This is a genomic window from Lentzea sp. NPDC020367, from assembly GCF_044387305.1.
Classification (GTDB): Bacteria; Actinomycetota; Actinomycetes; order Mycobacteriales; family Pseudonocardiaceae; genus Lentzea.
In genome coordinates this window covers 107,006-119,468 of the sequence record NZ_JBIRVV010000011.1, presented here as the reverse complement: position 1 = coordinate 119,468, position 12,463 = coordinate 107,006, and the positions used below count along the sequence as shown (strand labels likewise).

The following is a 12,463-nucleotide window of genomic DNA, read 5'->3' as shown; positions in this document are numbered from 1 at the left end:
CCCCTGCAGGGCGTCGCGCACCGTGGTGCCGGGGCCACCGAAGGAGGAGCACGGATGAATCCCACCGCTCACATCGCCTTCCGCGTCGCCGCCGCGTTCGTGGTGCTCGGGCTGGGCGGGGCGTTGATCTCCGCGCTGGTCGGCCTGGTCCTGTCGAACGTCGGGCCCGCGGCGGGCGCGAGTGTCTCGCTCTGCGCCAAGGACGGCGTCGTTCCGGCCGGCGGGAAGGACTACCTCGCCCAGAACAACGTGTGGAACGCCGCGACACCTCAGTGCATCACCGTCGGGGACCAGTCGTTGCGGATCGAGAGTGCCGAGCACGACGTGTCGCCGGACGGCGCCCCCGCTGCCACGCCGTCGTTGCTCAAGGGGTGTCACTGGCAGGAGTGCACCGATGTCGGCGGCCTGCCGGTCCAGGTGTCGGCGATGCCGCGGGTCACGAGCAACTGGGTCAGCAGCCAGGTCGACACCGGGGTCTACAACGCCGCCTACGTGGTGTGGTTCCACAGCGGGCCGGTTGCCGAGGGCACACCGGACGGCGCGGAGATGGTGATCTGGCTCCGCAGCCGCGGTGGTGTCCGGCCAGGTGGTGTTCTGCTCGCCCGGGAGGTGTCGATCTCGGACGCCCGGTGGAACGTGTGGCTGGCGCGTGATCAGGGGCGTGTGCGCATCACTTACGAACGAATCGGTGAGGCCACTGCCGTCAAGGACCTCGACATCAGCGCGTTCACCGGGGACTCCGTCGGACGCGGCCTGGTCTCGCCGGACTGGTACCTGATCGCGGTCGAGGCCGGGTTCAACCTGTGGCGCGGAGGTGCGGGCAACGCCATCGAGAACTTCTCCGTCTCCGTGGCAGACCAGAAGCCCAAGCGGGCGCTGGGGGCTCCCGCGTCGTGTTACGCCGCCCTGAACGTCGAGGAGACCTGGACGGGCGGGTTCCGCGCGGTCGTGGAGGTGACCAACGTCGGGGACTCGCCGGTCCAGGGCTGGATCCTCGACTGGACGTTCCCCGACGGCCAGCACGTGGAGAAGGCGTCCGCGGCTCAGGTGACCCAGTCCGGCTCCGCGGTCCACGCGGTCGGTGGCGCGCTCGAAGCGGGGAGGTCCACCACCTTCGACGTCGTCGGCAGTGGCGTCTCGCCCGGCATCGTGTCGATCACCTGCACACCGGCCTGAGCGCGCCGGGGCTGAGGCGGCCGTCGTGGACCTCGGCGATCTGGTCCACGTCGGTGAGGTGGCCGCGGTCGTGGGTGACCAGGACGGTGGCGGTGGCCCGCTGGTGGGTGAGCCGGGTGAGGAGATCGAGGACGACGGCTCCGCGTTCGTGGTCGAGGGCGCTGGTGGGTTCGTCGACCAGCAGGACGGTGGGGGCGTTCATCAGGGCGCGGGCGATGTTCACGCGCTGGCGCTGGCCGCCGGAGAGTTGGTGCGGGCGGCGTTGTGCCTGCGGTGCGAGGCCGACGGCGTCGAGCAACTCCAACGCGCGGGCGCGGGCCTTGGCCGGGGAGCGGCCGTCGATCTGGGCCATGACCTGGAGCTGTTCGCACGCGGTGAGGGCGGGCAGCAGGTTGGGCTGCTGGAAGACGATGCCGATCTTGTGGCGGCGCAGGTCGGTGAGGTCGCCGCGGGTCATGCCGGTGGTCGTGGTGCCGTCGACGGTGACCGTGCCGGAGTCGGGGGCGATGAGGGTGGCGGCGACCGCGAGCAGGCTGGACTTGCCGGAGCCGGAGGGGCCGACCACGGCGGTCAGGCTTCCTCGGGGGACGTCCAGGCTGACCTGGTCGAGTGCCGTGAGGCGGGACTCGCCGTCGGGGTAGGTGAGGGTGACGTCCGTCAGGGTGAGGCTCATCGGGTGCTCCCCAGGGCGGTCAGCGGGTCGACGGAGGTGATGCGGCGGATCGCGAGCGCGGCTCCCAGCGCGCCGAGCACGACCATCACCGCGGCCGGCACGAGCACGGTGGCGGGGGTGAGCACGAACGGGACGGCGGAGCCGGCGAGGGCGGCACCGAGGCCCGCGGCGAGGCCGGTGCCGATGAGGGTTCCGCCCGCGAGCAGGACCACGGCCTGGCCCAGCGCGTCCTTGAGCAGCCCGGCCGTGGTGGCGCCGAGCGCCTTGAGGACGGCCACGTCACCGCTGCGCTGGATGGTCCAGACGGTGAAGAAGGCGCCGATGACCAGTGCGGAGATGGCGAACAGGAAGCCGCGCATCAGCTGCAGGGAGCCGTTCTCGGAGGCGTAGGAGCCGATCGCGGACAGGGAGTCGTCCGTGGAGACCGTCCTGGTGCCCGCGGCGTGGTCGGTGGCGGCGAGATCGGTGCCGGAGGTCGTGGTCAGGGCGATCACGGTCCCGAACTGGCTGCTGGACGGGGGCGCGGTCGCCCGCCAGACGTCGAGGGTGGTCCAGATGACCGGGGTGTGGCTGAAGGACGCGTCACCGGACACCGCGGCCACGGTCAGCTTCCGTCCGCCCAGGGAGATGCTGTCACCGGACTGGATGCCCAGGTCGGCGGCGGCCGCGGTGGACAGCACCGCGGAGTGCTCGGTGAGCTTCCCACCGTCCGGGGCGAGAGGAGATCCGGTGAGGACGCCGAAGACCGAGACACCGGCGCTCCGGCCGCCCGCGGTGGCCTTGGTGGTGGTGATGCCCAGGGGTTCGGCGGTGGTGATGCCTGGGGCGGTGGCCCACTGCCGCCACTGCGCCTCCGTGACGGTGGAGTCGGCGTAGGACAGCCCCTGATCACCGCTGGGCGCGGCGAAGGCGATCCTGTCGGCGGGCAGGCCGGTGATGGCGGAGACGTTCTGCCGGCCGAGTCCGGCGGTCAGGCCGGACAGCAGCCCGACCAGCAGGGTGATCAGCACGATCACGGTTCCCATCAGGGCGAAACGCCCCTTGGCGAACCGGAGTTCTCTCCAGGCGACGAACAAGGCCTCTGTCCTCACAGCGGGGGATCGGTACGTCTCCACGGTCGCCGTCGGCACCCCGTCGCGGCATCTGGCCGTGGATGGCACTTCCCGAGCCGGAAGACAGCGCCCCGCCTACACCTTTCGACAGAGGCGGCTCCCGCTGCTCGGACGTAGCCTGGACACACCGTGAACGCCGCCGCTCTGACACCGACCAACCGGGTGCTGACCTGGTGCCTGCACCTCCTGTTCCTCGCCCTGCTCGTCCTGGCGATGGCACGGGCCGTCGCCGGGGGACATCCTCGGGCCACGGCGATCGTCGTGGTCGCGGTGGTCTGCGGCGCGCTGTACGCGGCCGGACCGGTGCTGCCCCGCGTCCGCACGTCCCGGCCCGTCGCCGCGCTGTGGCTGGGTGCCGTCAGCGCCGTGTGGCTGGTCCTGGTGGTGCTGACCGCCGACGGCGTGTGGGTGGCCTTCCCCCTGTACTTCCTGCAGCTCCACCTGTTGCCGCGCCGGGCGGGCCTGGTCGCGGTGATCGCCACGGCGCTGGCCGCGGTCACCGCCTTCAGCGCGCACCAGGGCGTCTTCAACCCGGCCGCCGCGATCGGCCCGCTGCTCGGCGCCGCCGTCGCGGTCGCCGTCGTCCGGGGCTACCAGGCGCTCTACCGGGAGAGCGAGCAACGCAGGCGCCTGATCGAGGAGCTCACCGCGACCCGCGCCGAGCTGGCCCGCGCCGAGCACACCGCCGGGGTGCTGGCCGAACGGGAACGCCTGGCCCACGAGATCCACGACACCCTCGCCCAGGGCCTGTCCAGCATCCAGCTGCTGCTGCGCGCCGCGGAACGGCAGCTGCCGGACACCTCGGGCAACGCCGCCCGCTACGTGGACCAGGCTCGCCAGGCCGCGGCGGACAACCTCGCCGAGGCACGCCGTTTCGTCGCAGCCCTCACTCCGCCCGCCCTCGACGACACCACGCTGGCCGGTGCCCTGGAACGCCTGTGCGCCACCACCAGCACCCGTCACCGGATCACCGCGCGGTTCCACCTCACCTGCGATCCGGTCCCGCTGCCGACGGCGCACGAGGTCGCCCTGCTGCGCATCGCCCAGGCCGCCGTCGCGAACACCGTCCGGCACGCGGGCGCCACCACCGTCGAGATCACCCTGGGCCACCTCGGCGACGAGATCGCGCTCGGCGTCGTCGACGACGGAACCGGCTTCGACCCCGAGCGCCTGCCCGCTCCCGATCCCGGCGAGGGAGGGTTCGGCCTGGCGGCCATGCGCGCCCGCGTCCGTGCGCTGGGCGGCTCTCTCAGCGTCGAGTCGGCCCCCGGCCACGGCACCGCGCTGGCCGCCCGGCTTCCCCTGCCGCAGGCCCTGTCATGACCGGCACCCCGATCCGCCTCCTCCTGGCCGACGACCACCCCGTGGTGCGCGCCGGTCTGCGGGCCGTGCTCGAGACCGAACCCGGCCTCGTCGTGGTCGCCGAGGCCGCGACCGCCGAAGCCGCCGTGGCGCGCGCCGGCGAGGGCGACATCGACGTCGTCCTGATGGACCTGCGGTTCGGGCCAGGAATGACCGGAGCCGAGGCGACCGCCGCCATCACCGCTCGTCCCGGCGCGCCCCGCGTTCTCATCGTCACCACGTACGACACCGACGCCGACACGTTGCCCGCCATCGAGTCGGGTGCCACCGGGTATCTCCTCAAGGACGCCCATCCCGACGACCTGGCCGCCGCCGTCCGCACCGCCGCCGCAGGACGGACCACCCTGGCGCCCACCGTCGCCGACCGGCTCCTGAACCGCATGCGCCTGCCCGACGCCGCGTTGACCCGCCGGGAGATCGAGGTGCTCGGCCTGGTCGCCGACGGGCTGTCCAACCGGGCCGTCGCGGCGCGCCTGCACCTCACCGAAGGCACGGTGAAGTCGCACCTGGCCCGCTGCTACACCAAACTCGGCGTCGACTCACGCACCGCCGCCGTCGCGACCGCGACCGACATCGGCCTGATCCGCCGCAGGTGAGGGTGACGCGGTCCAGGTCCCGATCGCGTTCAGCAGGTGGTCGATCATCGCGTCGGTGACGGGGCGGCGTTCGAACATGCCGCGGAACACCAGGGGGCCGATGAGGATCGCCGGGGCGTCTTGGAGGTCGGCTGAGGCCTGAAGCTCGCCGGTCCGTGCCGCCGAGTCCAGGGCCGTGCCGAGCTGGCCGCTGATCGTGGCGATGAGCTGCTCCCGCCGAGCGGTCGCGTCGGGCTCGTCCGGTGCTCCGTGGAACAGCGCCGCGGTCACCGCCTGGATCTCGGGCAGGGCCAGTTCGTCCGCGAGCGTGCGCATCTGCCGCGCCAGCCAGGGACGGACGGGCGGAACGGGGTCCCGGAAGAACGGCATCCGGACACCGGCCATCGTGTCGTCGAGCAGCATTCTCGGCTGTGGCCAGTGGCGGTACACGGTCGCGCGCCCGACTCCCGCGCGTTTGGCGACGTTCTGGTGGGTGACCGCGGCCGGACCGTCCTCGCGGAGGAGCTCCCGTGCGGCGGAGAGGATCGCCTCGCGGCTGCGGGTGATGCGCGGGTCGGTGGAGTCGGCCATGGCGCCATCTTATGAGACAACTTGACTCAGAAGCACGCGGGACGGCAGAGTGGAACTTATGAGACAAGATGACTCACAGAGTTCCCGGTTGGTGGTCCTGGGTGCGAGCGGTGGCACTGGACGGGCTGTCGTCGACGTCGCGTTGCGCGCCGGGCACGCCGTCACGGCCGTCGTGCGCCGCAGCGACGCGATCCCGTCCGCGCCCGGTCTGACCGCGGTGGTGCTTCCGGTGCTGACCGACCTGGCCCACGTCGTCGCGGGCCACGACGCGGTCATCAGCGTGCTCGGCACCAACGACCCCGGCCCGTCCACGGTCTGTTCGGACGGCATCCGCGCCGCGTTGCTCGCGATGAAGGCGGCCAACGTGCGCCGCCTTGTGGCCGTCAGCGCGCACGGTGCGGCGGAGAGCCGTGACCGATCGCTGTACTCCCTGCTGCTCTGGGCTTCGGTCAAGCACAAGATGCGGGACAAGGAGGTGATGGAGGCGCTCATCCGGCAGTCCGATGTGGACTGGACGATCGTCCGCCCGCCCGCGCTGAAGGACACCCCGGCGACCGGCGGCTACCGCACGGGCAACGATCTGCGCATCACCGTGACCTCCTCGGTGTCGCGCGCCGACCTGGCCGACTTCCTCGTGCGCGAGGCCGTGCGACCGGCGTTCGTCCACCAGACCCCGAGGATCGCCGCATGACCGTCCACAGTGGTCGGACAGATCTGAGCGGCCAGGTCGCGCTGGTGACCGGTGGCGCCGGCGGAATGGGCAGGGTGATCACCGCGGAGCTGGTCCGCGCCGGCGCCCACGTCGTCATCACGAGCCGCGACGGAGAACGCGGGGAGGCCCTGCGCCGCGAGATCGGCGCCGACCGGGTGGAGGTGCTCACGGGCGACCTGGGCGTCCGCGCCGACGTGCACCGGCTCGCCGCCGAGTTCTCGCGACGTCACGACCGGCTGCACCTGCTGGTCAACAACGCCGGGGCGCACTACCGCGACCGGCGCCTGACCGTCGACGGCGTGGAAGCGCATCTGGCCGTGAACCACCTGGCCGGGTTCACGCTCACGTACCTCCTGCACGACCGTCTCCATGCCGCCGCGCCCAGCCGTGTCGTCAACGTCGTCTCGGCGACCATGTCCGACACCCGAAGCGTGCCGCTGTTCGGCAGGCCCCGGCCGGTCCCGCTCGACCTGGCGGGTGTCACCGATCTGCGCGAGCTCAATCCCGCCGAGGGCTTCGCGCCGTTCACCGCCTACGCGAGGGCCAAGTTGCTGAGCACGATCTGCGGCTACGTCTTCGCCGACCGGTGGCAGGACGAGGGCGTGACGGTGAACGCCGTGCATCCCGGACTCGTGAGCACGAGCATCGTCGACGACATCACGCCCGCCGTGCTCACCCCGTTCCGGTCACTGATCCACAGTCGTTTGCTGACACCGGAAGCGGGCGCGGCGGCCGCTTTGCGCCTGGCCGCGGATCCTGGCCTCGCGACCGTGACGGGCCGCTATTACGTGCGGGACAAGGAAGAACGGTCGCCCAGCATCTCCTACGACCCTGCCACGCGCGCCAAGGCCTGGCAGCTCAGTGCCGACTGGGCAGCGCTCGGCGGCTGAGCAGAAATGTCGGTACCCCGCGCTACGGTGCCGCCGTGAATCCCAGGAACGTGAAGATCCTCGACCAGATCCGCACGGAGGCGCTCGTGCGGAACATCCCGGAACCCGACGTGGACCGGTGGCTGGAGCTCGTTCGCCCGTCCGCGCTCCTGACACTGGACGGGGACGGGCCGGTCGTGGGCAGGTTCGGCGGTCCGATCATGCTTCCCGCCGGCGTCGAGACGCAGGAGTACCCCCTGGTCGCGACCATCGACTGCGCCGCCCTTCCCCGGGACGCGACGGATCTTCCGCTGCCGACGGACGGCAAGCTGTTGTTCTTCGGCTATCCGGAAGAGCCGGGGATGGGCGAGGTGCTGTACGTGCCGGAAGGCGCGGAAGTCGTGGAACGGGAACTGGATCCTGAGTCCTACCCGGCTTGCAGCGACCAGTTCGAGGAGATCTACGACGAGTACCCGCAAGGCGACATCCACCTCACGGCCGATGTTTCCCTGCCGTTCGTCGGCACGGTCGACGCGCCGCCACCCGTCTACCTCCTGCCGGTGCCGGGGCACCCCCACTCCGAGGCGCTGGCCGAGGTGTGGGCGGACCAGTGGGGCGGAGCGAGCATGGTGCTGGGTGGGTACGGCACCGACAACAACGGGTGTGCCGCGGCCGAGACCGCGGTCCTCGGCACCGTCGCCGACGAGGACCAGGTTCTGTTGCTGGAGTTCAACGTCTACCGGTCGGGCGGGGGAGCCGCGATCTTCTGGGTGATCCGCCGCGACGACCTGGTCGCACGACGTTTCGACCGCACGCAGGTTCTCCTGGACTGGAATCCGTGAGAGCGCATGTCGGCGCGGGCGCACTCGCGCCCGCGCCGGGCGTTCAGCTCAGGAGCAGGCGTAGAACCGCGTCAGGCTTTCCTTCGGGAACCACTGGTTGACCGCGCAGTGGTAGACCGTGCCGCTGGATTCCTCGTGGATGTCGACGTACTCGGAGTACCAGGCGTCGGACTCCCGGCCGCCCTTGCCCAGGCTGATGTAGCCGATGGTGCCGAACGACGGGTGCCGGTGCGGGCCGGACGTCCACGTCTCGCCGCGGTTGAAGTCCCGGTCGAACTGCATCGGGTCGGACTTGCCCGCGGTGCCGAACATCGTCACCCGGACGGGATCCTCGGTGTCCGCGTTCGGCAGGTTGCCGGTGCGGAAGGTGAGGTAGTAGGTGCTGATGCCGTCGGCCGAGGCGGGAACGACCGCGGTGAGCGAGCCGAGGACGACCAGTGCCGCGGAGAGCAGCACAGTGCGGATCTTCATCTTCTCTCTTCCTGTAGACGTGAACCGTGACGCCGATACGGTCGCGCGGGACGGTGGCCCGTCAGTGGTCGTCCAGCGGCCGCCTAAGCTCGCGATCATGACGAAGCACGGGTGGACCGCCGGCGACCTTCCCGACCTGACCGGTCGCACCGTCGTGGTGACCGGTGCGGCCAGCGGCGTGGGCCGCGGCACGGCGACCGCCTTCGCCGCCGCAGGGGCCCGCACGGTGCTCGCGGTGCGCGACGTCGCCGCCGGCGAACGGGCGGCGGCCGCCATGTCCGGCAACACCGAGGTCCGTGAACTGGACCTGGCGAACCTGGCGTCGGTGCGCGCGTTCGCCGAGGGCTGGCAGGGCGAACTCGACGTCCTGGTCAACAACGCAGGGGTGGCGATGACCCCGCACGGTCACACGGCGGACGGGTTCGAGCTGCAGTTCGGCACCAACCACCTCGGCCACTTCGCACTGACCAACCTGCTGCTGCCCTCGATCACCGACCGAGTGGTGACCGTGGCCTCCGGCGCGCACAAGGCGGGCGTGCTCGATCTCGACGACCTCGACTTCGCCCGCTCCGGCTACACCCCGGTGAAGGCCTACGGCCGGTCGAAGCTGGCGAACCTGCTGTTCACCCTCGAACTGGAACGGCGCTGCCGCGAGGCGGGATCGTCCGTGCGCGCGCTGTCCTCGCACCCCGGCTACTCGGCGACCAACCTGGGCACGAAGGGCCGCAACCCGCAGCTGGTCAAGATCGTGCACCTGGCCGGGCGTTATCTCGCGCAGACCGAGGCCCAGGGCGCGCAGCCGTCGTTGTACGCGGCGACCCAGGACCTGCCAGGCGCAAGCTACGTCGGCCCGGACGGACGTTTCGAACTGCACGGCCACCCCGCGCTGGTGGGCCGGTCGGCAGCGGCCAGCGACCCGGTGCTGGCGCGGCGGCTGTGGGAGGCGTCGGAGCGGCTCACCGGGGTGACCTTTCCGCTGACCGCGAAGCCCTGAGTTCGCCGCCCTGCCCAGGGTTCCGGGTGGGTGTGACGCACCCTGCCGGAAATCCAGGCCCGGTCCTAGCGTCGAGATCATGAACGACGAACAGGTGATCGCGGAGCTGCACGGCCGGTGGGTGTTCGGCTGGGACCGCCGCGAAGGAGACGAGCCCTTCGACTTCGGACGCGTCTTCGGCGAGTTCTACGACTTCGGCTCACCGGACGTCCGCCTCTACGACGACTTCGACCCCGAACACAGGGTCGCGACGACCGCCGCCGGCTACGGCGCGATCTGGGAGCCGGCCTTCCGCGACATGGTGTCCGCGCACCACGCGATCGACGACGGACCGCACGTCGTCGCGTCGGGCGATCTGGCCGCGTCCACCCTGAGGTTCGTGGCGCGGATCGTCACACCCGGTGGTGTCACGGACATCCGGACCACGACGTCGCTGGTCTGGCACCGGACGCCGGCCGGGTGGCGGATCATCCGGGAGCACAACTCCACCGTGGTCCTGTCGCCGGGTGAGCTCGACGGGCGTGTCGACGGCGATGTCAGTTAGTCGACAGCTCTCAGCGTGCGTGCGCTGCGATAGAAGTCCTGCTCTGTCAACGTCTTCAGGACGGCGGCTCGCCGACCGGCGAGGTCCTGGTCGTCTCCGGTGGAGGTGGCCTTGAGGGCGGAGATCGCGTCGTCGAAGTATCTCTGGAAGTAGCTGAGCCGAAGCGGCGGTTCCGCAGGATCCTTCAGGAGTGCCGCCAACAGCTCTCCCAACGCCACCGCGCTGGCTGCAGCGTGCGGAGGAAACGCGGCTGTCGCGATCAGCCGGTGGACGGCGAGCAGCACGTCGAGTGTCTCGGAGTTCTCGTTCGATTCCGAAACTGCCGGAGAACCGTCGTCAAGGGATCTGACGATTTCCACCGCGGTAGGTGTCCACACCGAAGCCGGTAGGAAGGAGCTCGCGAACGTCAGAACGCGGATCACGTTGTCACCGGGTCGCCCCCGTCTCGCCCTGGCGAGCAACGCCTCCGGTCGCAGATCGGCGGCCGGGAGACCATCCGAGGCGTAGCGACTGTTGACGTGGGTGGGTTCGAGCGTCGCGAAGTACTCGAACAGCAGCCGGTGGGCGAACATGTGGCCGTCGCCCACCTTGAGCATCAGCATCCGTGATTCCGCGAAGTCGAGGAAGGCGGTCTGCCGCCACGGGACGACGCCCACCCCGGCCATCACGGCGCGGCTGCCCCAATGCCCGAGCAGGGCTCGGCCGCAGTAGAGGTAGCCGCACGCCAGACCGAACACCGCGCCTGCGAGCACTTCCATCGCGCCCCAGTGGCTTTCCAGTACCAATGCCGCCAGTGTCGACACGCCCACGGTGATCAGGCAGAAGAACCACCAAGTGTCCCGCAGCGCGTCGCCACCGCGCCGCGTTCCGCCTGCGTAGACCTCCAGCTCGGAGAAGAAGGGGGCGGGCATGGTCAGGCCGAGTAGCAGGCCCCACAGAGCACCGATTCCCAGCATCCCGAGCATGAGATCGAGGAAGGACGCCCCGAACAGAACGCCGACGATTCCCACCGGCACGCTGGCGATCAGAGCCAGCGCGCCACCGAGCACTGGCAGGGCCACTCCCAGGACGATCCCGAAGGCGATCCAGGAGATCAGGACCAGAAAGACACGTCCGCCGAACGAGTCACCCTCGACGAGAGACACGTTCGGCGGGCTGCTCGATTTCATGATCATGCCGTAGACGATCGCGGTGAACAGCCCCGTGCCCAGTCCGGTGACCGGGTGGATGACCACGGCGATCGGCAGCCCTACCGCGCCGCCCAGCAACACCGAGCCGAGCAGTGCCGCGAGCCGGTTCAAGCGACGGCGGTGCGTCGGAATGAGCCACCTCGTGCTGATGAACTCCGGTCCGTAAAACATCTCGAGCCGTTCTGCGAGCGAACGGGCGATGTAGGCGAGCCAGCGCACGGTCTGTTCCGGCGTGAACCCGGCAAGCTGTCCCTTGCGGCGCAAGGTGCGGTCCACGAAGGCCTCCAGGAGGTGGCGTTGTCCCTCCTCCAACGAGCCCGCACGACCCACATCGGCGGCGGGGCGTCCTTCGTAGGCACGCACCGCGACGCTCAACAGGAACGGCGTGCGCAACAAGTCCCACAGCACAGGAGCTTCTGCGAGCGCCTGGCGCAATCCCGCGAGCGCCGACCCGAAGCGCTTCAGGTACTTCATCGTCTGGGGCTCGCTCAACGGCTGGATCAGAACGGCCGCCCCGAGCGAAAGCTGGTACCCCAGCGCCTCGTAGTCCGCCAGCCGACTGGTGACCACCAGCGGGAGCAACTGATGTCCACTGTGGAACTGATCGATCGCACGCGCGCAAGCCAGTCGCCGATCCGATGACACCTCGTCGAGACCGTCGAGCAGAGGAAGGATGCGATCGTTGGCGACCCAGTGCTCGGCCAGGTCTGGCGAGACGCCGTAGAGCCGTCCTCGCAACTCGTCGACCAGCCACGCTCGCAACGGTTTGCCGCTCGAGGCCCACGAGGTCAACGGGAACACCACGGGAATCGGCGCGGTGTCGTCACGAGCCGCGGCGTCGAGCAGTTCCTCCAGCAGCGTCAGCAACATCGTCGTCTTGCCCGCGCCGGGCGCACCCGGCACCAGCAGTCCGTCGCTCATCGCGATGACGTCACGAAGGCTTTGGCCGGCCGTCAACACCCGGCGGCCGGCCTCGGGCGTGTCGAGCAGCACGTCCCACGGCCTGACCAAGGCCTCCGGCCGATCCTCCAGGCCCAGGTCGACGAGCGTCTGCCGGTACACCGAGCGCGCCAGCACGCCGTCGATCCATCGGGTGCGGACCTGGGCGAGCATCCGTTCGCGGTTGTAGGCGGCCCGTTCCGGCGTGACCTCCCGTGGTGTGCCCGCACGGTGCAGGCTGATCGCCAGCCAGATGCCGCTGACGACCAGCAGGCCGAGCAGTGGCCACGCCAGCCACAGGTGCGGCTGCCACTTCTCGGGCATGCGCTCGGTCGCCACATTCGTGGCGATGGCGGCGAGCGCCGCCGCCAGGTTCGTGGCGACGATGAGCCACAACACGCCGTTGCGCATGT

The 12,463-nt window shown here is 70.5% G+C and carries 13 protein-coding genes; 8 read left to right on the top strand and 5 right to left on the bottom strand.

Annotated elements, in window-relative coordinates; translation table 11 throughout:
• The first annotated feature begins 54 nt into the window (after window positions 1–54).
• Complete coding sequence (locus ACH413_RS35305) at window positions 55–1,176, top strand: cellulose binding domain-containing protein (protein WP_360038424.1); 1,122 nt, start codon at window positions 55–57, stop codon at window positions 1,174–1,176.
• On the opposite strand, the gene ACH413_RS35300 is transcribed toward ACH413_RS35305, so the two are convergent.
• Window positions 1,157–1,849 (bottom strand): ABC transporter ATP-binding protein, encoded by a 693-nt coding sequence (locus ACH413_RS35300; protein WP_360038421.1) that lies wholly within the window; start codon window positions 1,847–1,849, stop codon window positions 1,157–1,159. The two genes, ACH413_RS35305 and ACH413_RS35300, sit on opposite strands and share 20 nt — an antisense overlap.
• Entirely contained in the window at window positions 1,846–2,925 is a 1,080-nt protein-coding gene (locus ACH413_RS35295) for an ABC transporter permease (protein WP_360038418.1), read from the bottom strand. The genes ACH413_RS35300 and ACH413_RS35295 overlap by 4 nt, the downstream gene beginning before the upstream one ends.
• A 165-nt stretch (window positions 2,926–3,090) precedes the next feature.
• Here ACH413_RS35295 and ACH413_RS35290 point away from each other — a divergent pair, with 165 nt between their 5' ends.
• Window positions 3,091–4,284: a sensor histidine kinase gene (locus ACH413_RS35290; RefSeq protein ID WP_360038415.1), complete on the top strand. Its 1,194-nt coding sequence runs from the start codon at window positions 3,091–3,093 to the stop codon at window positions 4,282–4,284.
• Window positions 4,281–4,919, top strand: a complete 639-nt coding sequence (locus ACH413_RS35285) for a response regulator transcription factor (RefSeq protein WP_360038412.1) — start codon at window positions 4,281–4,283, stop codon at window positions 4,917–4,919. Before ACH413_RS35290 ends, ACH413_RS35285 begins: the two co-directional genes overlap by 4 nt.
• Here the strand turns inward: ACH413_RS35285 and ACH413_RS35280 are convergent.
• Complete coding sequence (locus ACH413_RS35280; RefSeq protein ID WP_360038409.1) at window positions 4,863–5,489, bottom strand: TetR/AcrR family transcriptional regulator; 627 nt, start codon at window positions 5,487–5,489, stop codon at window positions 4,863–4,865. The two genes, ACH413_RS35285 and ACH413_RS35280, sit on opposite strands and share 57 nt — an antisense overlap.
• 91 nt (window positions 5,490–5,580) lie before the next feature.
• Here ACH413_RS35280 and ACH413_RS35275 point away from each other — a divergent pair, with 91 nt between their 5' ends.
• From ACH413_RS35275 to ACH413_RS35265, 3 genes are read left to right on the top strand one after another with little or no spacing between them, the layout of a single operon-like run.
• A complete protein-coding gene (locus ACH413_RS35275) occupies window positions 5,581–6,180 on the top strand; it encodes an NAD(P)H-binding protein (RefSeq protein ID WP_360038785.1) in 600 nt (199 codons plus the stop codon).
• Window positions 6,177–7,091 carry an SDR family NAD(P)-dependent oxidoreductase gene (locus ACH413_RS35270; protein WP_360038406.1) on the top strand — a complete coding sequence of 305 codons (915 nt, stop codon included), beginning with the start codon at window positions 6,177–6,179 and terminating at the stop codon, window positions 7,089–7,091. The genes ACH413_RS35275 and ACH413_RS35270 overlap by 4 nt, the downstream gene beginning before the upstream one ends.
• 35 nt (window positions 7,092–7,126) lie before the next feature.
• Window positions 7,127–7,912, top strand: coding sequence for a DUF1963 domain-containing protein (locus tag ACH413_RS35265; protein WP_360038403.1), 786 nt, complete (start codon window positions 7,127–7,129; stop codon window positions 7,910–7,912).
• A gap of 48 nt (window positions 7,913–7,960) precedes the next feature.
• On the opposite strand, the gene ACH413_RS35260 is transcribed toward ACH413_RS35265, so the two are convergent.
• Window positions 7,961–8,383 carry a PLAT/LH2 domain-containing protein gene (locus tag ACH413_RS35260; protein ID WP_360038400.1) on the bottom strand — a complete coding sequence of 141 codons (423 nt, stop codon included), beginning with the start codon at window positions 8,381–8,383 and terminating at the stop codon, window positions 7,961–7,963.
• Between the two features lie 97 nt (window positions 8,384–8,480).
• Here ACH413_RS35260 and ACH413_RS35255 point away from each other — a divergent pair, with 97 nt between their 5' ends.
• Window positions 8,481–9,377, top strand: a complete 897-nt coding sequence (locus tag ACH413_RS35255; RefSeq protein WP_360038398.1) for an oxidoreductase — start codon at window positions 8,481–8,483, stop codon at window positions 9,375–9,377.
• Window positions 9,378–9,456: 79 nt separating this feature from the next.
• Window positions 9,457–9,921 (top strand): nuclear transport factor 2 family protein, encoded by a 465-nt coding sequence (locus ACH413_RS35250; RefSeq protein WP_360038395.1) that lies wholly within the window; start codon window positions 9,457–9,459, stop codon window positions 9,919–9,921.
• Here the strand turns inward: ACH413_RS35250 and ACH413_RS35245 are convergent.
• On the bottom strand, window positions 9,918–12,461 hold the full coding sequence (locus ACH413_RS35245; RefSeq protein ID WP_360038392.1) for an NACHT domain-containing protein: 2,544 nt from the start codon (window positions 12,459–12,461) through the stop codon (window positions 9,918–9,920). The two genes, ACH413_RS35250 and ACH413_RS35245, sit on opposite strands and share 4 nt — an antisense overlap.
• Window positions 12,462–12,463: the final 2 nt, after the last annotated feature.

What these genes read in the sequence shown, in the direction of transcription:
- ACH413_RS35305 (WP_360038424.1), top strand. Translation starts at nt 55, where the DNA reads ATGAATCCCACCGCTCACATCGCCTTCCGCGTCGCCGCCGCGTTCGTG.
- ACH413_RS35300 (WP_360038421.1), bottom strand. Translation starts at nt 1,849, where the DNA reads ATGAGCCTCACCCTGACGGACGTCACCCTCACCTACCCCGACGGCGAG.
- ACH413_RS35285 (WP_360038412.1), top strand. Translation starts at nt 4,281, where the DNA reads ATGACCGGCACCCCGATCCGCCTCCTCCTGGCCGACGACCACCCCGTG.
- ACH413_RS35280 (WP_360038409.1), bottom strand. Translation starts at nt 5,489, where the DNA reads ATGGCCGACTCCACCGACCCGCGCATCACCCGCAGCCGCGAGGCGATC.
- ACH413_RS35270 (WP_360038406.1), top strand. Translation starts at nt 6,177, where the DNA reads ATGACCGTCCACAGTGGTCGGACAGATCTGAGCGGCCAGGTCGCGCTG.
- ACH413_RS35260 (WP_360038400.1), bottom strand. Translation starts at nt 8,383, where the DNA reads ATGAAGATCCGCACTGTGCTGCTCTCCGCGGCACTGGTCGTCCTCGGC.
- ACH413_RS35255 (WP_360038398.1), top strand. Translation starts at nt 8,481, where the DNA reads ATGACGAAGCACGGGTGGACCGCCGGCGACCTTCCCGACCTGACCGGT.
- ACH413_RS35250 (WP_360038395.1), top strand. Translation starts at nt 9,457, where the DNA reads ATGAACGACGAACAGGTGATCGCGGAGCTGCACGGCCGGTGGGTGTTC.
- ACH413_RS35245 (WP_360038392.1), bottom strand. Translation starts at nt 12,461, where the DNA reads ATGCGCAACGGCGTGTTGTGGCTCATCGTCGCCACGAACCTGGCGGCG.